General features: G+C 67.6%; 20 protein-coding genes. 8 read left to right on the top strand and 12 right to left on the bottom strand.

Translation table 11 applies throughout. The annotated features are described in order from the left end of the window. Nucleotides 1-60: 60 nt before the first annotated feature. From VD964_RS20415 to VD964_RS20385, 7 genes are all read right to left on the bottom strand, one after another. Nucleotides 61-1,494: a nickel-dependent hydrogenase large subunit gene (locus tag VD964_RS20415; protein ID WP_324870343.1), complete on the bottom strand. Its 1,434-nt coding sequence runs from the start codon at nucleotides 1,492-1,494 to the stop codon at nucleotides 61-63. A 34-nt stretch (nucleotides 1,495-1,528) separates the two neighbouring features. Next, nucleotides 1,529-2,554, bottom strand: coding sequence for a HupU protein (locus VD964_RS20410; protein WP_324870342.1), 1,026 nt, complete (start codon nucleotides 2,552-2,554; stop codon nucleotides 1,529-1,531). Further along, a complete protein-coding gene (locus VD964_RS20405; RefSeq protein WP_324870341.1) occupies nucleotides 2,551-3,906 on the bottom strand; it encodes a sensor histidine kinase in 1,356 nt (451 codons plus the stop codon). Before VD964_RS20405 ends, VD964_RS20410 begins: the two co-directional genes overlap by 4 nt. 55 nt (nucleotides 3,907-3,961) lie before the next feature. Beyond that, nucleotides 3,962-4,171, bottom strand: coding sequence for a DUF1656 domain-containing protein (locus VD964_RS20400; RefSeq protein WP_324870340.1), 210 nt, complete (start codon nucleotides 4,169-4,171; stop codon nucleotides 3,962-3,964). Further along, a complete protein-coding gene (locus VD964_RS20395; protein WP_324870339.1) occupies nucleotides 4,168-6,267 on the bottom strand; it encodes an FUSC family protein in 2,100 nt (699 codons plus the stop codon). The genes VD964_RS20400 and VD964_RS20395 overlap by 4 nt, the downstream gene beginning before the upstream one ends. 10 nt (nucleotides 6,268-6,277) lie before the next feature. Next, complete coding sequence (locus tag VD964_RS20390) at nucleotides 6,278-7,195, bottom strand: HlyD family secretion protein (RefSeq protein WP_324870338.1); 918 nt, start codon at nucleotides 7,193-7,195, stop codon at nucleotides 6,278-6,280. Nucleotides 7,196-7,282: 87 nt separating this feature from the next. Then, a complete protein-coding gene (locus VD964_RS20385) occupies nucleotides 7,283-7,642 on the bottom strand; it encodes a MarR family winged helix-turn-helix transcriptional regulator (protein WP_324870337.1) in 360 nt (119 codons plus the stop codon). Between the two features lie 487 nt (nucleotides 7,643-8,129). Here VD964_RS20385 and VD964_RS20380 point away from each other — a divergent pair, with 487 nt between their 5' ends. The 8 genes from VD964_RS20380 (at nucleotide 8,130) to VD964_RS20345 (ending at nucleotide 17,677) form a co-directional block, all read left to right on the top strand. Then, nucleotides 8,130-8,819: an MOSC domain-containing protein gene (locus tag VD964_RS20380; protein WP_324870336.1), complete on the top strand. Its 690-nt coding sequence runs from the start codon at nucleotides 8,130-8,132 to the stop codon at nucleotides 8,817-8,819. Between the two features lie 109 nt (nucleotides 8,820-8,928). Beyond that, nucleotides 8,929-9,549 carry a GNAT family N-acetyltransferase gene (locus tag VD964_RS20375; protein WP_324870378.1) on the top strand — a complete coding sequence of 207 codons (621 nt, stop codon included), beginning with the start codon at nucleotides 8,929-8,931 and terminating at the stop codon, nucleotides 9,547-9,549. A 68-nt stretch (nucleotides 9,550-9,617) separates the two neighbouring features. Next, nucleotides 9,618-11,954 carry an Orn/Lys/Arg decarboxylase N-terminal domain-containing protein gene (locus VD964_RS20370; RefSeq protein WP_324870335.1) on the top strand — a complete coding sequence of 779 codons (2,337 nt, stop codon included), beginning with the start codon at nucleotides 9,618-9,620 and terminating at the stop codon, nucleotides 11,952-11,954. A 97-nt stretch (nucleotides 11,955-12,051) separates the two neighbouring features. Then, the gene (locus VD964_RS20365; RefSeq protein ID WP_324870334.1) at nucleotides 12,052-12,291 is read left to right on the top strand and encodes a hypothetical protein; all 240 of its coding nucleotides are present in this window, start codon (nucleotides 12,052-12,054) and stop codon (nucleotides 12,289-12,291) included. A gap of 41 nt (nucleotides 12,292-12,332) precedes the next feature. After that, on the top strand, nucleotides 12,333-12,458 hold the full coding sequence (locus tag VD964_RS20360; protein ID WP_324870333.1) for a hypothetical protein: 126 nt from the start codon (nucleotides 12,333-12,335) through the stop codon (nucleotides 12,456-12,458). Between the two features lie 631 nt (nucleotides 12,459-13,089). Beyond that, complete coding sequence (locus VD964_RS20355; RefSeq protein WP_324870332.1) at nucleotides 13,090-14,364, top strand: dicarboxylate/amino acid:cation symporter; 1,275 nt, start codon at nucleotides 13,090-13,092, stop codon at nucleotides 14,362-14,364. Nucleotides 14,365-14,495: 131 nt separating this feature from the next. Then, nucleotides 14,496-16,349: a sensor histidine kinase gene (locus tag VD964_RS20350; protein ID WP_324870331.1), complete on the top strand. Its 1,854-nt coding sequence runs from the start codon at nucleotides 14,496-14,498 to the stop codon at nucleotides 16,347-16,349. Further along, nucleotides 16,322-17,677 (top strand): sigma-54 dependent transcriptional regulator, encoded by a 1,356-nt coding sequence (locus tag VD964_RS20345; protein WP_324870330.1) that lies wholly within the window; start codon nucleotides 16,322-16,324, stop codon nucleotides 17,675-17,677. The genes VD964_RS20350 and VD964_RS20345 overlap by 28 nt, the downstream gene beginning before the upstream one ends. 15 nt (nucleotides 17,678-17,692) lie before the next feature. Here the strand turns inward: VD964_RS20345 and VD964_RS20340 are convergent, their stop codons facing one another. The 5 genes from VD964_RS20340 to fdhF form a co-directional block, all read right to left on the bottom strand. Beyond that, nucleotides 17,693-18,229, bottom strand: coding sequence for an HD domain-containing protein (locus VD964_RS20340; RefSeq protein WP_324870329.1), 537 nt, complete (start codon nucleotides 18,227-18,229; stop codon nucleotides 17,693-17,695). 183 nt (nucleotides 18,230-18,412) lie between these two features. Continuing rightward, nucleotides 18,413-18,847, bottom strand: a complete 435-nt coding sequence (locus VD964_RS20335) for a hypothetical protein (protein WP_324870328.1) — start codon at nucleotides 18,845-18,847, stop codon at nucleotides 18,413-18,415. A 142-nt stretch (nucleotides 18,848-18,989) separates the two neighbouring features. Next, nucleotides 18,990-19,889, bottom strand: coding sequence for a LysR family transcriptional regulator (locus VD964_RS20330; protein ID WP_324870327.1), 900 nt, complete (start codon nucleotides 19,887-19,889; stop codon nucleotides 18,990-18,992). A gap of 183 nt (nucleotides 19,890-20,072) precedes the next feature. Continuing rightward, entirely contained in the window at nucleotides 20,073-20,315 is a 243-nt protein-coding gene (locus tag VD964_RS20325; RefSeq protein ID WP_324870326.1) for a hydrogenase maturation nickel metallochaperone HypA, read from the bottom strand. Between the two features lie 225 nt (nucleotides 20,316-20,540). Beyond that, nucleotides 20,541-22,712 carry a formate dehydrogenase subunit alpha gene (fdhF, locus tag VD964_RS20320; protein WP_324870325.1) on the bottom strand — a complete coding sequence of 724 codons (2,172 nt, stop codon included), beginning with the start codon at nucleotides 22,710-22,712 and terminating at the stop codon, nucleotides 20,541-20,543. Nucleotides 22,713-22,729: the final 17 nt, after the last annotated feature.

The raw sequence follows: 22,729 nt of genomic DNA, 5'->3' as shown, positions 1-22,729 counted from the left end.
ATGAATTTCGGAAAAGTTTCGGACGCTCTAGCTTATCGTGTTGATTTAAAACAATATTTTTCAATGAACCGTGCAGACCATGCATGGGTCGAAGGAGCGGACGATGTGCTGCACCGACAGCGGCGTGCGTTCTCCCTCCTGCACCGCAGCACCGACCAGAGCCTGCTCCAATGGGCCGGGGACGCCGTCGAGGTCGCGGGGAGAGAAGTTCCAGGTCGTGGGCGCGATGATCTGATAACCGGCGATGCGCCCGCGCTCCACCCGCATCCAGTGGCCGAGCGCGCCGCGGGCCGCCTCGGTCAGGCCCACCGCCTCGGCACTGTCGGGCATCTCGGCCGTCGCACACCAGGGGCCGTTGGGCTCAATGGCACGCAGCCAGCCTTCCATGGCGCGGGTGGTGCGGGCCAGTTCCAACAGGCGGGCGACCACCCGGCTGCGCACCGATCCGCCATCCTGCGCCACCAATGCCCGGATCAGCGGATGGCCGTCCACCAGTTGCCGCGCGATGGCCCCGGTCTCATAGGGCAAGCCGGCCAGCCGCGGCGCCTTGCACCAGCTGTATCCCTCCTCGTCCGCCCCATCGGGCACGGTCGAGCCGGCGAAGGGAGGGTGGGGGCGGTCCTGCCCGGCCATGCGGCTGAACCGGTGATGCTCGGCCACCTGATCGGGGTCGAAGGCGGCGTCCCGACCGTCGGCGAAGATGCCACGACGGTAGAGATGCCCGCCATCCGCCTCCGGATAGGCGCCGTGGCTGAGAAACCGGCCATAGGCACGGCCGTAATGGGCGAGATCCAGATCCTCCGCAATTTCCAGGAACAGGCGGAAATCACCGGCCGGACCGGACAGCCGCCAGCGTTCCAGATCCTCCGGCGTTGCAAGCTCCAGAACGCGGTCCAGCGGAGCGCCGAACAGGCTGTCCTCCAGGAAGCGGCGGAAGGCGCCGACGGTGGCGAGCAGCCGCACCCGGTCGCGGGCGTCCGCCGCACGGGTCACGCCGCCGGGCTGGAGCGTCAGCGTGTGCGGCCACTTGCCGCCTAGGATGCCCAGCACATGGAACAGCTCCGCCCGCGCCGCGGTGGCGCCACGCACGGCGCTGCCCTGCGCCGCCTTGAAGCGCGCCTCCGCCCGCTCGAACCAGGGGCGGCCTTCGTAGGCGGGGCGGGCGAAGTCGGGCATGAAGAACAGGTGGAAATGGGTCAGGTGATCGGCGGCATTCTCCGTCGCCGTCATCAGGTTGGTCGCCAGAACGCCATTGCGCGGCGCCTCCACCCCCATGGCTCCCCCCAGAGCCAACGCCGCCGCGTGACTCTGCGAGACGGAGCAGATGCCGCAGATGCGTGGCGCCACCACCAGTGCATCCATCGGGTCGCGCCCCTCCATGATGCGCTCGAAGCCACGGAACAGGGGCGAGTTCACATAGGCGGCGGAAACACGTCCGCCGTCGATTTCAAGCCTTACCTCAAGATCGCCCTCTACACGATTGAAAGGACCCACGATCAGGCGTCGTTTCGCTTCTTCGCTCACCGGTTCAGCCTTTCCGGGTGGGGCGGACGGTGGGCGGCACGACGATGCGGTCGGCGGCGGCATTGCGGCGCACCCGTTCCGGCGTCGCCGCCTTGGCGAGGGAGGCCAGCGCCACGAACCACGCCTTCGGCATGTCGGTCGGCAAGCCGATGGGGATGCCGGCGAATTTCGGGGTCTGCTGGAACGGATGCCCCGGCTCTTCGAACCCCGGCGCCGTGCAGTTGATGCAGGCCGACCCGCCGCGGGTGCAGGAGCCCTCGCCGTTCCACAGGCGGGTGTTGCAGTCGGCATGCGCCTGTGTGCCCAGGCAGCCGAGATGCTCCATCAGGCAGCCGAGGTCCGACGGCTTCTCCGCGCTGGCCTTGTATTCGTAATACTCGTTGCGCGAGCAACCATGGTGGACCAGATGGTCGGCGTAGAAGCGCGGGCGCTGGTAGACGTCCAGATCGTCGGCTCCCAGGGCATTCTCGCCCAGCAGCATCAGCGTCTCGGTCACCCAGTTGGGGTGGGTCGGGCAGCCGGCGACATTCACCACCGGAAGGCCGCCGCGCGCGCGGAACTCCCCGCCCAGCGCCCCGCCGCGTTGCGTCCCCTCATACTGCAGGCCGCAGGCATCGGCGATGTTCTCGCCGCCCGCGGTGATGCCGCCATAGGCCGCACAGGTGCCGACGGCCAGCACGGTGCCGGCGACGGCGGCCAGTTCTCGCGCCCAATCGATGGTCGGCCGGCCGGTTCCTGCCAGCACATGGAATCGTCCGGTGCCGTTGGGGCCGCGCAGCAGCGACCCCTCAACGCACAGCACGTCCAGCGGCTCCGCCCCGGACAGGATGCGCTCGAACAGATCCAGCGCCTCCGCCCCGGTTTCCTCGGACAGGCTGGGATGCCAGAGCAGGCGGATGCCGGCCGTCTCGAACAGCGCCATCAGATCGGGGGATTCGGCACAGAGCAGCGACATGGTGCAGCCGCCGCAGCCCCCCGATTGCAGCCACAGCACCGACAGCGGACGCTCTCTTCCAACCTGACCGGTCATCGCGCGGACCCTTCCTTGTGCCCGGCCGCCGGCAGGGTCAGGGTGAACAGCGCCCCGCCGTCGGGATGGTTGGCCGCGGCCAGCGCACCGCCATGGTCGCGCACCAGCTGATAGCTGATCGACAGGCCGAGCCCGGTGCCCTTGCCGACCGGCTTGGTGGTGAAGAAGGGGTCGAAGACCCGGCCCAGGATCGCCTCGGGAATGCCGTGGCCGGTGTCGCGGATGGTGACGACGACCTCCCCGGCCTCCTCCCGGCCATGCAGTTCCAGCCGCTTGACCCCGGCGCCGGCCATGGCGTCGATGGCGTTCTGGACGAGGTTCATGGCGACCTGATGCAGGTGGCCGGGATGGCCGGCGATCTCCAGCGTCTCCGGCAGGTCGAAGACGACGGTCAGGTCCGGCATCTGCGCCTTCGCCACCCAGGTCACTGCGGACCGAAGAAGTGCCGTCAAATCAAAGCGTTCCGAGGCGTGCTTCTGTTCCGACGAGAAGCGGCGAAGCTCCGCCACGATGTCGCGCACCCGCTCAGTCCCCTCCAGCATGCCGTCCAGCGTCGCCGCCGCGTCCGCACGGGCGCGGTCGATGCGCAGTTCCTTGCGCAGCGCCGCCAGTTCGGCGGCGCCGGCACCCTCATGCACGCGGTCGAGATAGGCGGTCATCCGGTCGACATAACGGCGCATGGCATGGGCGTTGCCGTAGACGAAGGAGATCGGGTTGTTCAGTTCATGCGCCACGCCGGCGACCAGCCGGCCGAGTGACGCCATTTTTTCCGAATGGACCAGCTGCTGCTGCGTCTGCTTCAGCCCCTCATGGGCGGAAGCGAGGTCGCGGTAGGCACGGCGCAATTCTCCGATCGGCCGGCCGACCAGCACCAGCCCGATGGCATGGCCGCGCTGGTCGTAGCGCACCGTGCTGTTGACCGCGACGGGGAATGGACCGGTCGGCCCACGCAGGGACAGTTCCACGTCGCTGCCGCCTTCACGCTGGAGGGCGGCGCTGCACAGCCGGGCGAAGGCGGGGTGGGAGGCGGGGTCGAGGAAGTCGCGCAGCAGCCGGCCGGTCAGCTCCCGCCCGGTGCAGCCGAGCGCCCGCTCGGCGGCCGGATTGGTCTGCTCGATCCGGCCGTCGCGGTCGCAAGCGATCAGCACGTCGGTCATCGAGCCGAGGACGCTGGCGATGAAGGCTTGCGCCTCCTCCAACTCGGCATTCTTGCGCTCGAGTTCGACCTGCTGCGACACCAGATTGGCGTAAGTCTCGTCCATCTTCCGGATCACCTCGATCCAGGCGCTCTCGGCGTCGGCATCGGGCAGCATGCCGGGGATGGAAAAGGGCTGCGACAGGGGGGCGGTCATGGGGCGCAGCCTAACATGCTCCGCCCGCCTTGGGTGTGGAGGATTTCGCCCGGCTTCAGGAGGCCCAGACCGACCACAGCCCGGCCAAGCCGCTCAGCACCAGCACATAGAGCGCGAAGTCGAACAGCGGCGGATGCCAGACCCAGCCATAGGCGCCGACCGCGCGCAACCCCCGGCGCAGCAGCGCCGACACCGCCCAGGCCAGGACGGCCAGCACCAGAAGCGGGGGAAGGAACAGGCCGTAGATGTCGACCTCGCCGATCATGCGCGTGCCCTTTCATGAATATGCATCTCGCCCGCCGGCCGTGGGGCACCGAAAGCGGCATCGGGGAACAGGCTGCGCCGCAGGGACGCCAGCGCCACCACCGCCCGGTCGCGTTCCGGGCTCCTCGGAGCTGTGCCGATCGCCGACAGCAACGCGTCCATGCTGCCCAGCAGTTCGGCCGGCGCCGGATCGGGACGCTTGGCCGACAGCGCGCGGAAATGGTCGGCCACGCCGCGCAGAAGCCGATCCAGCACCGGCCCGGCCGCAACGCCCAGCACCGGCCTGACCCGTTGAAGCTCCACCACGTTCAGCCCGACCCGCAGGTCGCGCACCGCGTCGATGGCGTCCACATCCACCGATCCGCCGGCCTGCGCCAGCCGGGCCGACAGCAGCCCGACGCGGTCCAGCATGCGGCTTTCGAAGCCGTCCGCCGACGGAGCGGTCCTGCGCCCGGCCAGGTCGGCGATCTCGCGCCAGCCGACATGCAAAAGACGACGGGCGCTCCAGGCGGCGCCGACCGACCGGCACAGGCGGGTGACCAGCATGGCGGTGACGATGCCGACGATCTGCCCGGCGCTGCTGTTCAGGAAGGAGGCGAAATCGCCGGTCCCGGTGTCGAGCAGGCTGAGCGAGCCGCCGACGCCGAAGATCAGCGCCATCGCCTTGCCCATCGTCGCCGGCCGGGCGACGAACACGCCAAGCGTCACCAGGGTGGGCGCCAGACAGAGCGCGAGGATGGGAAAGCTGTCGAAGGACGGCAGCACCACCAGCAGGTAGAAGGCCGACAGCGGCATGGAGGCCAGCGTATAGACCAGGAACAGGCGGATGCCCGGCACCGGATCGTCGAAGGACGCGAAGAAACAGGTGAAGACCGCCACCATCATCGCCGCCACCGAGCCGGACGACCAGCCGGTCAGGATCCAGAAGGCGCAGATGACGGTGATCCCCAGCAGCGCCGCGGCCGCCGACCACAGGGCCATGCCATGGTCGAGGTGGAAAACGCCGCGCGACCGCTTGCGCGCCAGCGGGTCCAGATGGTCGGGCAGGGCATGGTCGCCGGACGCGATGTGCGCCCGCAGGTCTCGGCAATCGCGGTGGATTTCCACCAGCGACCGCAGGCGCCGGATGAAGCTGAAGCGGGTCGCCGCCTCCCAATCGCCGGCCGAGCCCGCGGACTCCTCCGCCGCCAGCCGGTCGAGCCAGCCGGTCAGCCGGTCGGCTTCCACCGGATCGGCGCCGGCCCCTGCCGCGATCCAGTCGCGCACGGCGGTCAGCACGGGGGCCACGTCCGGCGGCAGCGTGCCGTCCGACCGGCGCAGCGCGATCAGCCGGTCCTGCACGGCGGTCAGCACCGGCAGCAGATACACCATCCGGTCCTGCAGGGCCCGCATCGGCCGTGTCATCCAGCGCAGATCGGAGGTGTCGTAGGGCAGGTGGGTGGTCATCACCCGCAACTCGGTCACGTCGCTCGCCATCTTGTGGCGGTCGCGCAGGCGGGCGTCGATCTCCGCCCCGTCCAGCGCGTCGAGCGTCCAGCGCTCCGCATCGCGCAGCGCCGCGTCGAGCTTGCCGAGCAGAACCGGCCCCATGCCGCGCGGCAGCACCACGCTGTGGATCACCGTGGCGCAGACGATGCCCAGGATGATCTCCTCCACCCGCGCAAGACCGGTGTCGAAGATCGCCTCGGGATTGGCGACGCCGGGAAAGACGATCAGCCCGGCGGTGTAGCCGGCCAGCATGAAGACGTAGCTGCGCGGGGTACGGTCCAGCAGCGAGACGAACAGGCAGCCGCCGACCCACAGCCCGACGCCCAGCGACAGCAGTTCCGGCGCGTTGATCAGCTCCACCGTCAGGACGATGGAGGCGATGCTGCCGATCACCGTGCCGACGACGCGGTACACCGCCTTGGACCGCACGGTCCCCGACAGCGGGCTCGACACCACATAGGCGGTCAGCATCGCCCAGAAGGGACGCGGCAACCCCATGCCGAAAGCGATGTAGAGCGCCAGCATGGAGGCCGCGAAGGACTTCAGCGAGAAGACCAGTTCGTTGAAGGTCGGCGCCGGTGGCAGGGAAAGGGCAGGGGACTTTTGCATCGCGATGCGCTCACCGCCCGGCCGGCAGCCCGGCGACCTTGGGCGCGCGGTCCGGAGCGCCGATGACCGACACCGTCGCGGTGCGTCCGGCCACCAGCTGCAGCGAGTCCGGCACCTCGTCCAGCACGATGCGCACGGGAATTCGCTGGGCCAGCCGCACCCAGTTGAAGGTCGGGTTGACGTTGGCGACCAGCCCGGTTCCTTCCGCCCGGTCGCGGTCGACGATGGCGCGGGTGATGCTGTCGACCCGCCCACGCAGTTCGGCGTCCGTCCCCATGATCCGCACGGACACGGGCGCCCCGGCGTGGATGCGCGGCAGCTTCGTTTCCTCGAAATAGCCCATGACGTAGAAGGAATGCCGGTCGATCAGCGCAACCACCGCCTGCCCGGCGGCGACGTAGTTGCCGGTCTTCAGCTGAAGGTTGGTGACATACCCGTCGACCGTCGCCTTCACCTCCGTCCGCTCCAGGTTGAAGCGGGCGAGGTCGAGGGCGGCTTCGGCCTGCTTGGCGGCGGCGGCGGCCTTGGCCAACGCCGACATCACCTCCTGCCGCTGGGCGGTGGAGACGACGTTGTTGCCCAGTTGCTCGTAACGATGGGCCTCCGCACTACGGTAGGACTGCTCCGCCCTCGCGCTGTCGAGATTCGCCTGGGCCTGCTCCACCGCCAGCCGGTAACGGCCGGGATCGACGACGAACAGCACGTCTTCCTTGTGGATCAGCTGGTTGTCGGACACCCGCACATCGGTGACCAGCCCGGCGACGTCGGGCGACACCTGCACGATGTCGGCACGGACGCGCCCGTCGCGGGTCCAGGGCTCGTTCATGTAATAATCCCACAGCCACAGGCCGCCGCCGACCGCCGCCACGGTGATCAGCAGGGTCACGGCGATCCGGGCCACGGTCCGGAAAGAAGGCAGGTAAGTCACGGTCTTGGTTCCTCAATCACCGCACGGATCGGACCGGAGGCACGGCGCGAGCAAGAGCGCCGCCGCGCCGCCGGGATCGCGCCGCGGTCAGGTTTGTTCACGCTTGGCGTTGGCTTCGATGGTGGCGAGCACGCGATAGCAGGCCTCCACGTCGGCCTCCGTCACGTTCGCCATCAGGCGCTGGCGAACGTCGTTCAATGCCTCGTTCACCTGCGCCAACAGCTGACGGCCGGCGTCGGTCATGTGCAGGGTTTTTGCCCGCCGGTCGCAGGCATCCTCCCGCCGCTCCACCAGTCCGGCGGCCTCCAGCCCGTCGAGCAGCCGGACGAGCGATGGTCCTTCGACCGCCATCTCCTCCGCCAGTTCCCGCTGGCGCAACCCGTCGCCGAGTTCGGCCAGCAGCATCAGCGGCGTGATCGCCGAGCTTGAGAACCCGCTGTCCGCCAACACCCTGTTCGCCGCCCGCCGCCACAAATGGGAGGCGCGGAACAGGTGGAGGCCGAAATTGAGGGGAAGGCGCAGAGGCTTATCTTGTAGCATGACTATTTAATAGGTTTGCTATCTAAATCCGGCAAGTGGCCTTGGCGTCGCGAAAGCCACAGAGGCTGCATGGCTGGTTTGAGGCAGTGTCCGGCGAAATGATTTCCATAACCATAGTTATGCGCTTCAGCTTTGTAGGCGCAAAGCTAAAATGTCAGTCCAGCGCAACATAGAAGTGTCGGGTTCCATTTCGACGGCAGCGGGACTCCGCTCCCTGCCGCCGATGCAGACGAGCCATGACCTCCGGCGCCGCACGGCCGCCTTCACGCTCGAATCCCGAAGCTGATAAGGAAGAGACTGCACAGCGCCGGAACGGCGAGACGATGAGACCGGAGACGCCCGTGACGATCAATGCCGCGACCGCCCCCTATCCTTATCCCGCGAGGGCCGGCGAATGACCGCGCCCGCAACGCTGAATGCCGTTTTGATCGGCAAGGCGGTCCCGTTCGGCAAGCCGGGAGCGCTCAGCGCCATCGGCAAGCAACCGGTCGACGCCGCCCTAGCCATCGGACAGGCTGGCTTTGCCGGAGACGAGCAGGCCGATCTCCGCAATCACGGCGGCCCGGACAAGGCCGTGCACCATTACCCGTTCGATCATTACGCAGCGTGGCGCACCGACCTGCCCTCTCCCGCTCCCCTGCTGGACTCAGTCGGAGCCTTCGGCGAGAATCTGTCGACGCTGGGACTGACCGAGGATGAGGTCTGCGTCGGCGACGTGTTCCGCATCGGGACGGCGATGCTGCAGGTCAGTCAGGGCCGCCAGCCCTGCTGGAAGCTGAACCACCGCTTCGGCGTGACGGACATGGCCCGCCGGGTGCAGGCCACTGGCCGGACCGGCTGGTATTATCGGGTGCTGGAGCCCGGCGTTGCCGCCGCCGGTGACAGCGTCGCACTGGTCGAGCGCCCCCTGCCCCACTGGCCGCTGAGCCGCATCCTGCGTGCCTTCTACCACGACACCGGCGACGTCCGGACTCTGGCGGGCATCGCGGAGCTGGAGCCGCTCGCCCCCGGCTGGCGCGATCTGGCCCGGCGGCGGGTGGAGAGCGGCCGGGTCGAGGACTGGAGACCGCGTTTGGGAGAGTAGGCGGTCAAACCGCCGGACGTCATACGCCTGTCATGGAGCTGCTGTAGCGTTGCGCGCGGGCGCGGGGTCGTGCCGACGCTGCTTGCCAGGGGAAGCTCCCGTGTACGACATGTCCACTCCGAACGCCAATCCGGCGACCGATCAGTCCGCAACCTTCCCCATCGCGGCACCCGGCGCAATGCCGGTGCGCATCCGCAATTCGGCGGAAACGGATGTGCCGGCGATGCTGGACATCTACAGCTACCATATCCAGCGGGGGCTCGGGCCCTACGATATCGAGCCCCCGCATCCGGAAGAACTGAAGCGCCGCCGCAAGGCGATGCTGAAGCGCCGGCTGCCGCATCTGGTCGCGGATGTTAACGGGCTGGTCGTCGGCTATGCCTATGCCGCCCCCTTCCGCAAGCGGCCGGCCTACCGCTACACCGTTGAACACTCGATCTACGTTCACAAGGACCATCAGGGGCGCGGCATCGGCCGGCTTCTGCTGCCGGCGCTGATCGAGGCCTGCACCGCATCCGGCTGCCGCCAGATGATCGCCGTGGTCGACAGCGCCAATGTGCCGTCGCTACGGTTGCATGAGGCCTGCGGCTTCGTCCAGGCCGGCATCCTGCGCAACGTCGGCTTCAAGTTCGGACGCTGGACCGACAGCGTCTTCCTTCAGCGCGCCCTGGGGGCCGCCGACGGCGAGCCGCCGCATGACCATCGCGGCACCTGGGCGGCCGCCGAATAATCGCCCTCGCCGGCCCCACCTCCGCATTTCCTTTCATTCTCCTCCCTGCCCTTCCGGAGACCCGTCGCATGGATTTCTTCCGCCGTTTCAACTTCCTGGTCTGCGCCCCCGCCTTCGAGGTGGACGAGTTGGAGGGAATGCGGCTTCAGCAGATCCTGTCGGAAGTGGAGCGGATGGGCTTCGAGGTGGTCCGCGCCCGCCGGGTCGAGGATGCCGAACTCGCCATCCGGACCGACGCCGCCATCGGCTGCATGATCGTCGACTGGGGCAAGCGCGGCGCCGACGGCAAGCAGGCCTCGCTGATCGCCTTCGCCCGCCAGCGCGGGCTGGAAATGCCCATCATCCTGCTGGTCCGCCGCCAGCGGCTGGAGAACATCCCGGTCGACGTGCTGAACCAAGTCGACGGATACATCTTCCTGGCGGAAGAGACGCCGGAATTCATCGCGAAGAATCTGGTCAGCCGGCTGAAGCAATATGCCGACACGCTGAAGACCCCCTTCTTCGGTGCGCTGGTCGATTACGCGGAAGAGGGCAACCAGCTCTGGACCTGTCCCGGCCACAATGGCGGCATCTTCTACAGCCGCAGCCCGATCGGCCGCATCTTCGTCGAACATCTGGGCGAGGCGGTCTTCCGCGACGACATCGACAATTCTGTTCTGGAGATGGGCGACCTGCTGGTCCATGAAGGCCCGGCGCTGCAGGCGCAGAAGGAGGCCGCCCGCATCTTCGGGGCGGAGCGCACCTATTTCGTGCTGAACGGCACCTCGGCATCGAACAAGATCGTGCTGTCGGCGCTGGTTGCCGAGGACGACCTCGTGCTGTTCGACCGCAACAACCACAAGGCGGCCCATCACGGCAGCCTGTTCCTGGGCGGCGGCATCCCGATCTTCCTGGAGACGGAGCGCAACGCCCACGGCCTGATCGGCCCGATCGACCCGCAGGCGCTGGACGAGGAGGTGATCCGCGAGCGCATCCGCCGCAACCCGCTGGTCAAGGATCCCGACGCCTGGAAGCGTGAACGCCCCTTCCGCGCCGCGGTGATCCAGCAGTGCAGTTACGACGGCACCATCTACAACGCCCAGATGATGCTGGAGCGGATCGGCAAGCTCTGCGACTACATCCTGTTCGACGAGGCCTGGGCCGGATTCCTGAAGTTCCACCCGCTGTTCAAGGGCCATTTCGCCATGGGGCTGGAAGGGCTGCATGACGGCCATCCCGGCATCATCGCCACCCAGTCCACCCACAAGCAGCTGGCCAGCTTCTCGCAGGCCTCGCAGATCCATGTGAAGGACAACCACATCAAGGGCCAGCGCCGCCGGGTGGAGCATCGCCGCTTCAACGAGACCTTCCTGCTGCACGCCTCCACCTCGCCCTTCTACCCGCTGTTCGCCTCGCTGGACGTCGGCGCGCAGATGATGAAGGGACGGTCGGGCGAGATCCTGTGGGACGACACGATCCGGCTGGGCATCGAGCTGCGCAAGAAGATCCGCGCCATCCGCCGCGAGTTCGAAGAGCGCGAGAGCGATCCGGCCAAGCGCTGGTTCTTCGATCCCTTCGTGCCCGACCGCGTCAGCCGCAACGGCGTCGAGACCGCGTGGGAGGAGGTGCCGACCGACGAACTGGCGACCGACGTGCGGCATTGGGAATTCGCCCCCGGCGCCCACTGGCACGGCTTCCAGCATGTGGAGCCGGGCTATGCCATGACCGACCCCAACAAGCTGACCCTGCTGACTCCCGGCTTCGACCGCCACAGCGGTGCGTATGGCGACCACGGCATTCCGGCCCCGGTGGTGGCGCAGTATCTGCGCGAGAACCGCATCGTGCCGGAGAAGAACGACCTCAACTCCCTGCTGTTCCTGCTGACGCCTGGGGTGGAATCGAGCAAGGCCGGCACGCTGCTGAGCGGTCTGGTCGCCTTCAAGCGGCTGCACGACGACAATGCCCCGCTGGAGGAGGTCATCCCCGAATTCGTCGCCAAGCGACGCAGCCATTACCTGGGCCGGCGCCTGCGCGACCTCTGCGCGGAGATGCACGCCTTCTACCGCGAGAAGAACACCAGCGCCCTGCAGCGCGCCATCTTCCGGCCGGAGCATCTGCCGACCATGGCGATGCCGCCGCGCGAGGCGACGCGCCATCTGGTGCGCAACGACGTGGATTACCTGCCCATCGACGAGATCGCCGGCCGCATCGCCACCACGCTGTGGGTCGTCTACCCGCCGGGCATCGCCACCATCGTCCCCGGCGAACGGCTGGATGCGCGGGCCAAGCCGATGATCGACTATCTGAAGGTCTTCCAGGAGAGCGCCAACCGCTTCCCCGGCTTCGACAACGAAATCCAGGGCCTGTACCGGGAGACCGACGCCAACGGCGTGATTCGCTACTTCACCTATGTGGTGAGGGAGTGAGGAAGTGAGGGAGCGGGATGCTTTGTTTCCTTCGTCCTGGACATTGCCGCCCCGGCTGCCGACCTGTTATCGTCCGAAAGCGACATGGAGCATGGACATGAGCTTGATTCTGCCGCCGGACATCGAACGGATGGCTGCTCGCCGTGCCGCCGAGGGCGGTTATCGGGATGCTGCCGACTATGTGGCGCATCTGGTCGCTGCCGATGCCCGTGACGCTGCCGACAACTCCCTGGAAAGCGCTCTGTTGGAAGGGTTGGAAGACGAGGGCGAGGAGTGGAATCCGGAAGCGATGCGGGCTGATTGCTTGGCATCGCTCAAGGCCGCCAGAGGCGTTTGACAGCTTTGCGCGTGATCCAGAGCGCACGTGCGAGGCAGGACGTGATCAACCACTTCACCCGTATCGGCTTGCTGAATGAGGGGGCGGCCGAACGGTTTCTCGCCGGTGTGGACCAGCCTGTGCGCCGGATCGCCGATTGCCCCGACATCGGCTCCACCAGGTTGTGACGCAATCCCGCCCTACGCGGTATCCGTGCTTGGCCCGTTTATGGATTTGAAAACTACATTGTCTATTACCGCCGTCAGCCCCCTGACGGTCTGCGGATAATCCGCGTGCTGCACAGCGCGGTTCCGCCGGATGGCGTGCTGCGAACGCCGGACTGATCTGGGAAGCCGCTACGGACATTGTTCAGGCCCACCCCATCCGGATTTCCGAACGCCAAATGCAGACTGCGTTCGGAAATCCGAACGGCCGCGGCTCTGACCAACGACGGAACCTCATAGTTCCAACAGCTTAGCCGGCTGCTTGCCGCTGCTCCCCAGTGGCACGCCGGTTGCTCCTTACGGGTCGCGTCCCGCGCAGGCGGGGCGGACTCATCAGATCAGGGGAGCGAAGCGTCCGATGCCTGCCACGACGCGCACCGAACACGACCTGCCGGGCGACCGCGAGGCTCCGGCCGACGCCTGTCATGGCGGCCGAACTCCGCGCGCTGGCGAGAATTTTCCGATCATCACCGGCTGACCGTTCCGCCACCCGGCCCCCATTCCGGTCCCGCGAGGGGCTTGGGAAGCCGGTACCCAATCGACCGTTACCCCGGCCGGCGCGTGAGGCGGGCGGGAAAGGTGAGGTAGTAGGACCATGAACAAACAGACGACGCTGATCATCGTCGCCATGCTGCTGGGCATCGCCACAGGCTATGTCTGCAACAGCATGTTCGACCCGGCCGCCGCCAAGAACATCGCCAGCTATTTCGCGATGGTGACGGACATCTTCCTGCGCCTGATCAAGATGATCATCGCGCCCCTCATCTTCTCCACCCTGGTCGCGGGCCTGGCCGGCATGAGCGACGCCCGCACCGTCGGGCGCATCGGCGGCAAGGCGGTCGGCTGGTTCCTGATGGCCTCCTTCGCCTCGCTGTTCATCGGGCTGGTCTTCGCCAACCTGCTGCAGCCGGGCGCCAATGTCGGCGTGCCGCTGCCCGATGCGGCGGCCAGCGCCGGGCTGAAGACCTCGGCCCTGAACCTGAAGGATTTCCTGACCCACGTCTTCCCGCGCAACTTCTTCGAGGCGATGGCGAACAACGAGATCCTGCAGATCCTGATCTTCTCGATCTTCGTCGGCCTCGCCATCGGCCAGCTGCGCGACACCAAGGCCGGCCTGCTCGCCCGCTCGATCGAAGAGGTCGTGCCGGTGATGCTGAAGGTCACCGACTATGTCATGCGCTTCGCCCCCATCGGCGTCTTCGCCGCCGTCGCCAACGTGGTGACGACCCAGGGGCTGGGCGTGCTGGCGGTCTACGGCAAGTTCATGGGCAGCTTCTACCTGACGCTGGCAGTGCTGTGGGCGACGCTGATCTTCGCCGGCTTCGTCGTGCTGAAGGGCGACGTGTTCCGTCTGGTGAAGACCATGCGCCAGCCGATGCTGCTGGGCTTCTCCACCGCCTCGAGCGAGTCCGCCTATCCGCGCGTGATGGAAGGGCTGAAGGAGTTCGGCGTGAAGGAGCGGGTGACCGGCTTCGTCCTGCCGCTCGGCTATTCCTTCAACCTCGACGGCTCGATGATCTACACGACCTTCGCGTCGCTGTTCATCGCCCAGGCCTATGGCATCCCGCTGACGCTGGAACAGCAGATCGTCATGCTGCTGGTTCTGATGGTGTCGAGCAAGGGCATCGCCGGCGTGCCGCGGTCCTCGCTGGTCGTCGTCGCCGCCGTGCTGCCGATGTTCAACCTGCCGGAGGCCGGCGTGCTGCTGATCATGGGCATCGACCACTTCCTCGACATGGGCCGCACCGCCACCAACGTGCTGGGCAACGCCATCGCCACCACGGTCGTCGCCAAGTGGGAGGACGCCATCGGCGACGAGGACGAGGAGGAGGCCGACGCGCCCCTGCCCGCCCCAGCCGCGGCGGAATAAGCGGGACGTCGATCCACAGGGGGCGGTCCACGAAGGCGGGCAGTCCACGAAGGCGGGCGGGCAATGGGCGGGGGGCTTCTGCTATGATACGGCGGTCGCCATTCCCGCCCCCGCCCCTGCCCGCCTTTTTCATGCCCGCCTTCTTCCTGTACGGCGCACGCCGCCTCCGCACCATCGGTCTTCTCCTGCCGGTCATGGCCGGGCTGGCCCTGCTCGCCGGGCTGGCGGGGTTCCGCATCAGCGAGGGGATGGGGCTGGCCGCCCTGCAGGAGACCGGACGCCACCGGCTCGACCTCTATGCCGAGAGCCTGGAGCGGGAGATCGACAAATACGCCTATTTCCCGGCCACGCTCGGGCTGGAGCGCGACGTCCTCGACCTCGTGACCGGACGGGCGCCGCTGGCCTGGGGCCTGAATCGCTATCTGGAGCGGCTGAACGAGCGGGCGGGCACCCTGTCGATCTATGTGCTGAACCGCCAGGGCCGGGTGGTGGCCGCCAGCAACTGGAACCGCCCCGACAGCTTCATCGGCGAGGATCTGTCCTACCGCCCCTATTTCATCGAGGCCGCTGCCGGCCGCCAGGGCCGCCTCTTCGGTGTCGGCACCACGCGGGGGGAGGCCGGCTATTACCTGTCCTCTCCGCTGGCGGAGGACGGCGCCATCGTCGGCGTCGCGGTGGTGAAGGTCAGCCTGGAGCAGCTGGAACAGTCCTGGTCGACGGTGGAGGCACCGGTCCTGGTCAGCGACGAGAACGGCGTGGTCATCCTGGCCTCGGTCCCCTCCTGGAAATTCACCACCCTGCGGGCGATGGACGAGCCGACGCGCCGGCATTTCGACCGGACCCTGCAATACAATGCCCGTCCGCTGCCGCCGCTGGGCCTGTCGTCGCTGAACCGGTTCGACCGGGATGCGGAATTGGTCCAGCTCGCCCGCCCGGCGGATGGGGAGGCGGAACCGGCGGTTTTCCCGCTCAGCGGCAGCTTCCTGGCGCAGACGGCGCCGCTGCACGGCACGGGATGGACGATGACCGTGCTGTCGCCGGCCTCGGACATCACCGGCATGGCCTGGACCCGCGCGGCGCTGGCGGCGGTCGGCAGCGCCTTCCTCGGCATCCTGCTGCTGATGTGGGTGCAGCGCCGCGGCCATCTGCGCGAGCTGGAACGCAAGGTGGAGGAGCGCACGCGCAGCCTGCGCGCCGCCCAGGACGAGCTTGTCCATGCCGGCAAGCTGGCCGTGATCGGCCAGCTGTCCGCCGAGCTGGCGCATGAGCTGAACCAGCCGCTGGCTGCCTTGCGCACCCTGTCCGGCAACACGGTCAAGTTCCTCCAGCGCGGCAACCTGGACGCGGCCCGGGGCAATCTGGAACGTATCGCCCAACTGGTTGACACCATGGGCGCCCTGACCAGCCAGCTGAAATCCTTCGCCCGCAAATCCTCGGGCGCCCCCCGCCCGGTGGCGGTGCGGCGGCCGATCGACAACGCGCTGTTCCTGCTGGAGCAGCGGCTGCGACGCTCCGGCGTCGCCGTGACGGTCGATGTGCCGGAGGACGTGGCGGCGCTGTGCGATCCCAACCGGCTGGAGCAGGTGGTGGTCAACCTGGTCGCCAACGGCCTCGATGCGCTTGCCGGGCGGACGGACGCCAAACTGATCCTCACCGCGCGGACGGAGGACGGCCGGACGCGCATCCAGGTGGCGGACAATGGCCCCGGCCTGTCCGAGGAGGTCCTGCCCCGCCTGTTCGAGCCCTTCTTTACCACCAAGGAGGCGGCGAAGGATGGGAGCAGGGAGGGCAGCGGCGGACTCGGCTTGGGGCTTGCCATCTCCGCCGGGATCGTGCGTGACTTCGGCGGCGCCCTGACCGGGGCGAACGGTGCCGATGGCGGAGCAGTCTTCACCATCGATCTTCCCGCCGCCGACCTGTCCAACGACCCGACCGCCTTCCAGGCCGGAGACCTCGTATGCCCGACTCTGCCTCCGCCGCCCTGACGGTTCCGCCCCTGAAGGTCCTGATCGTCGAGGACGATCCGAACGTCAGCCTGGGTTGCCAGCAGGCCCTGGAGCTGGAGGATATCCCGACCGAGGCGGTGGACAGCGCGGAGAAGGCGCGGCGGCTGGTGGCGGACGGCTTTCCCGGCGTGGTCGTCACCGACATCCGCCTGCCGGGCATGGACGGGATGGAACTGCTATCGGCTCTGCTCACCGCCGATCCCGACCTTCCGGTGGTGCTGATGACCGGCCACGGCGACGTGTCGATGGCGGTGCAGGCGATGAAGCTGGGCGCCCACGACTTCATCGAGAAACCCTTTTCACCCGACTATCTGGTCGAGGTGGTGCGGCGCGCGCTGGAGAAGCGGCGGCTGACGCTGGAGGTGCGCGACCTGCGCGCCCGGCTGCAGAACCGCGACAGCATCGAAGCGCGGCTGGTCGGCGGATCACCGCAGATGGAGCGGGTGCGCCGGCTGATCGGCGAGCTGGCGAACTCCGCCGCCGACGTGCTGATCCATGGCGAGACGGGGTCCGGCAAGGAACTGGCGGCGCGCTGCCTGCACGAAGCCAGCCAGCGCCGCGCCGGCAACTTCGTCGCGATCAATTGCGGCGGCCTGCCGGAAAGCCTGATCGACAGCGAGATCTTCGGGCATGAGGCCGGGGCCTTCACCGGGGCCGGCAAACGCCGGATCGGCAAGGTGGAGCATGCCAACGGCGGCACGCTGTTCCTCGACGAGATCGAAAGCATGCCGATGCCGGTGCAGATCAAGTTCCTGCGCGTCCTTCAGGAACGCACGCTGGAACGGCTGGGCTCCAACACGCCGGTCCATGTCGACTGCCGGGTGATCGCCGCCACCAAGGTGGATTTGCGCGAGTTGGCCGACCGCGGGCAGTTCCGCGCCGACCTCTATTACCGGCTGAACGTCGCCAACCTGCCGCTGCCGCCGTTGCGCGAACGGCGCGAGGACATCCCCCTGCTGTTCGAGCAGTTCATCCTGCAGGCGGCAGCCCGCCACGGCCGCCCGGTGCCGCCGCCGGATGCGGAGCGGATGCGCCGGCTGATGGCCTATGACTGGCCCGGCAATGTGCGCGAGTTGCACAACGTCGCCGACCGCTGCGTGCTGGGCATCGAACAGGGCTTCCCGCCATTCGCCACCGCCCATCCGGCGACCGCCCGGCCGCTGGCCGAGACGGTCGAGGCCTTCGAACGCGCGCTGATCGCCGACACGCTGCGCCGCACCGGCCACAGCCTTGCCCGTGCAGCGGAGGAGTTGCAGATCGCAAAGACCACGCTGCACGACAAGATCAGGAAATACGGGCTGTCCTGACCGACCGGGCCCCGGTCAGCGGGAGGCGCCTGCCAGGGCGGTGGCGTAGCGTTCGGCCAGCAGCGGGCTGGCGGCGGCGCATGCCTCCGCGACGAGGCGGGAGCCTTCGACATAGGCGTCCGCGCGCTCGACGCTCCAGGACAGCGGGCGTTCCACCGCCAGCGCCTTGAGGATCGAGATCTGCTCGGCCAGCTTGATGCGTTTGGCCCCATCGGGCGCCGCGGCGAGACGGGCGGCCTGGATCGCCTTGCGCTCGGCGATCGCCCGGCCGACATCCTCCGGCGCATCGCTGACTGCCGCCACGAGGTCGGCGACCTCCGGACCGAAGCGGTCCGCAAGTTCGGCGATGGTGGTCAGCCCGTCCTCGACCGCATCATGGAGCCAAGCGGCGGCAATTTCCGCCGGAGTGCCGCCGGCCTGCGCCACCAGTTCGGCGGTCTCCGATAGGTGCGAGACGAAGGGCGTGCGCGCCCGGTCGGGGCGGAAGGTGCCCTCGTGCAGGGCTGCCGCATGGCGCAGCGCCGCGGTGATCAGTTCATGGTTTTCAGACATCTGGTCTCCTCCGTGCCGCGGGCGGGCGGCGAAATCGCCGTGATCCGCCCTGGCGGCTACAGTGCGCCGATATCCCGCCGCGGGGGCTTCGCTGCGGGGAGAGGCGGCTGCAGGGTCTCTTGCGGTCCGATCAGGCGCGCGTGCCACCGGCACGCATCTGGCAACGCGTGCCACCGACACGCATCAGGCGGCGCGTGCCATCGGCAGGCGGCGGCAGCCCATCTCGAACGCGTGCAGCCGGGTCCGAAGATGGTCGGCCGTGGCGCGGTCGAAGTCCAGAACCTCGGCCGGCGGCAGATCGCCGCGGATCCGCATGTGGATGGCGGCCTTGCCGTCATGGGTCAGATGCAGGTCGAAACTGCCAACCAGCCGGTGCAGCCCCTCGCCCTCGTCTTCGCCATGATGCGCGCGGTAGAGCAGTTGCGCCCCGCCGTCACGCTCCACCAGCTCGACGGTCCCCACATCGGCCATGCGCCGTGCAAGCGCGTCCGTTTCGCTGCGCAGGCGGGCGACCACCTGGGCGAAGGCGGCATGGACATCGGCACCCAGCGGCTCGTGGTCGAGCGCGCGCTGGGCCGGGGCGACCGACCAGCGGTGCGACGAACTATCGGTGTTCATTGGAAAATGCACTCCTCGGGGGGAGGCGTGGACGGGCCGATCCCGGCGCGTCTCCCGTCCGTTTCCTTACCATGCTGCATCGCAGCACAGGGGCGCGACAAATCGTCAAGTGGTATGACCACTTGGCAAGGCTGCCCTGTGATCAGGCCGCCATCGCCAGTTCCGGGGCGAGCCGGCGCGCGTCTGCGATCAGCGCCGCGGTCAGCGGCGGCTGAGGATCCCGGCGGGCGACCACGAGGCCGATCAGGGTGGACAGCTCCGGCGCCACGATGGGAATCGCTCGGATGGCCGACGGCAGCAGCAGCGAATCCGCCATGATCCGCGGCATGATCGTCGACCACATGCCGGTGCAGAGGTGGTTGGTCAGCACGACGATGGAGTTGGATTCCAGCATCGGTTCGGCATGCACCCCCGCCTCGGCAAAGGCGCGGTCGATGATGCGGCGGTTCTGCATGTTGGCGTTCAGCAGGCAGAGCGGCACGGTCGCCGCCTCCTCCCAGGTGACGCTGTCGCGCGTGCCGAACGGGCCGTCCACCGAGGTGATCAGATGATAGCGCTCGTGATAGAGCGGCACCTCGTCGACATTGCCGAGCGGTTCGTTGTCGAGATAGGTGATGCCGGCCTCCGCCTCCAGATTCTCCAGCCGCGACAGGATTTCGGTGGAGCTGTGGGAGGCGATGGTGATCTTGATGCCGGGATGCATCGACCAGACGGTGGCGGTCAGCCGCTGGACCATGGGCAGCGCCGTCGGCACCACCACCAGGCGCAGCGTGCCGGTCAGCCCCTGCTTCATCGTCTCCACATCGGCGCGCATCGCCTTGTAGTCGCCGACGATGCGCCGCGCCCATTCCAGCACCCGCTCCCCCTCCGGGGTGAAGCCGATGAAGCGGGCGCCGCGGTCGACCAGGGGCACGCCCATGGTCGATTCCAGCTGCTTGATCGCCGCGGACAGGTTCGGCTGCGAAACGCCGCAGACCTGCGCCGCGCGGCCGAAATGCTTTTCAGTGGCCAGCGCGATCAGAAATTCCAGCTTTTCCTGCATGCCGGGGCTCCTCCCACATCGGGCGCAGCGTAAATCGGGTGCCCGCTGCCAGGGCGCACTGCACGCGGGAACTTATCGATCACGACCCGGGCAATATCATTGATGCGAGTCACGGTTTTTTGTCGCGGCGCGGCCTGCCGCAGCGGCAAAGGGACGCATCGTTGGCGCACGAAGGGTTCACGGTCACGACACCTCCATCTCCAGCAGCCCGAATCCATCGCCGGGCGGCTGGTCGATCCGCAGCTCCGCGCCCTCCAGGAAGGTGTCGCGGCTGAGCAGGTCGAATGCATGGCGCAGGGCGTCCGGCTGCACCCGGCTGGTCCGGCCGACGGACAGGCTGACGCGGACCACCCGGTCGAAGGGATTGGCATCCCGCGCCCTCATCGCCTGTTCCAGCAGGGATTGGCAGAGTGCGATCTCATGCATGGGATTGGGTCCTGTGGATACGCGATAGTTCCCCTCTCCCCCCCGGGGAGAGGGTTAGGGTGAGGGGGTGACGTGGCGGCGCCTTGCCAAGAATCCACCCCGTGCATCCCCCTCACCCCGCCCCTCTCCCCGCTTTCGGCGGACCTATGGTCCGCCTGTCGCGTCAGCGCAAACTTCGTTTGCGCGGGAGCGGGGGAGAGGGAGTGAGGTGCGCGTCATGAAACATCACGCGTAGGCCGGGGCCTTCTTCGCCGCACGGGTCACCGCGTTGCTGAGGCCGCCCTTCAGCTTCGCGTATTCCTGCTGGACGTGGTTCTCGGCCCAGACCTGATCGGCGATCGCCTCCACCCGGACGGCGGCATATTTGTATTCCGGCGTCTTGGCGATAGGATCGACGGCGTGGATGGTCAGCTCGTTGCAGGCGCCGATCCACCACTGGTAGGTCATGTAGACGGCCCCCTTGTTGGTGCGGTCGGTCACGCTGGCGCGGCTGATCACCTTGCCGCGGCGCGACGACACCCAGACCAGTTCCTGGTCGCGGATGCCCAGGGCCTTGGCGTCCTTCGGGTTGATGGTGACATAGCCGGGCTCGTCGGCCAGCGTCTGCAGGGCGGCGCAATTGCCGGTCATCGAACGGCAGGAGTAATGGCCGACCTCACGCACCGTGCAGAGGATCAACGGGAACTCCTCGGTCAGCTGGTCCTGCGGCGGACGCCATTCGGTGGCGAACAGCAGGCCCTTGCCGCCCGGCCGCTGGAAGACGTTGCCCTCATAGAGATACTTGGAACCGGGCGAATCGAGGTCGCGGCACGGCCATGGCACGGCGCCCAGCCCTTCCATCTTCTCATAGGTGACGCCGTAGAAGATCGGGCAAAGCTCGCGCAGTTCGTCCCAGATCTCCTTGGTGTTGTTGTAGTGCATGGGATAGCCCATCGCCGTGGCGAGCAGGCTGATGATCTCCCAGTCGTGCTTGACGTCGCCCTTGGCGTCCACCGCCTTGGTGAAGCGCTGGAAGCTGCGGTCGGCGGCGCTGAACACGCCCTCATGCTCGCCCCAGGAGGTGGCCGGCAGGATCAGGTCGGCGAACATCGCCGTCTTCGTCATGAAGATGTCCTGGACGATGACGAACTCCATCGCCTCGAAGCCCTTGCGCACCTGGGTCAGGTCCGGCTCGGTCTGGGCCGGGTCCTCGCCCATGATGTACATGGCCTTCAGCTTGCCGGTCTCCGCCAGATGCGGCACGTCGGTCAGTCGGCAGCCGATCTGGTCGGGCAGCGACTCGACACCCCAGGCCTTGGCGAACTTGGCGCGGATTTCCGGATCGGTGACCTTCTGGTAGCCGGGGAACTCGGTCGGCAGCACGCCCATGTCGCAGCTGCCCTGCACGTTGTTCTGACCGCGCACCGGGCCGACGCCGACATTCGGGCGGCCGAGATTTCCGGTCAGCAGCGCCAGCCCCGACAGCCCCTTCACCACATCGACGCCCTGGCCCCACTGGGTGACGCCCATGCCCCAGAGGATCGTGGCGGAGGGTGCCGCGGCGTAGATGCGCATCGCCTCGCGGATGTCGGCGGCGCGCAGGCCGGTGATCGCCTCGGCGTATTCGGGGGTGTATTTGTCGACGATCTTCTTGTACTCGTCGAAGCCCTCGGTGTAGTTGGCGACATACTCCTTGTTGTAGAGCCCTTCATTGATCAGGACGTTGGCGAAGGCATTGACCAGCGCCATGTTGGAACCGTTGTTCAGCGGCAGCCACAGATCGGCAAGGCGTGCCGTCTCGATCTTGCGCGGATCGCAGACGATGATCTTGGCGCCACGTTCCTTGGCCTTGATGATGCGCTTGGCGATCACCGGATGGCTGTCGGCGACGTTGTAGCCGAAGACGAGGACGCATTTGGTGTGCTCGATCTCGGGAATCGAATTGCTCATGGCGCCGTTGCCCAGCGTCACCTGCAATCCCGCGACCGACGGGCCGTGGCAGACGCGCGCGCAGTTGTCGACGTTGTTGGTGCCGAGAACCGCGCGGGTGAATTTCTGCATCACATAGTTGGTCTCGTTGCCGGTGCCGCGCGACGAGCCGGTGGTCATGATCGCGTCGGGACCGTACTTGGCCTTGATCTCGCCCAGCTTGGTCGCGGCATACTGGATCGCCTCGTCCCACGACACCGCCTCGAAGGCCGCATCGCGGCTGCGGCGCAGCATCGGGTTGCGCAGGCGCGGCGTCAGGATCTTGGTGTCGTTGATGAAGTCGTAGCCGAAATAGCCCTTGAGGCAGAGTTCTCCTTCATTGGTGACGCCGTTCAAGGGTTCGGCACCGACGACCTTCCCGCCCTCGACCAGCAGATTCAGTTTGCAGCCCGTACCGCAGTAGGGGCAGACCGCCATATGCTTTTCCATCTCGACCTCGATATTCG

The organism is Azospirillum sp., assembly GCF_035628975.1.
Lineage (GTDB): Bacteria > Pseudomonadota > Alphaproteobacteria > Azospirillales > Azospirillaceae > Azospirillum.
The sequence above is the reverse complement of the archived record's forward strand: the minus strand, read 5'-3'. Positions and strand labels throughout refer to the sequence as shown.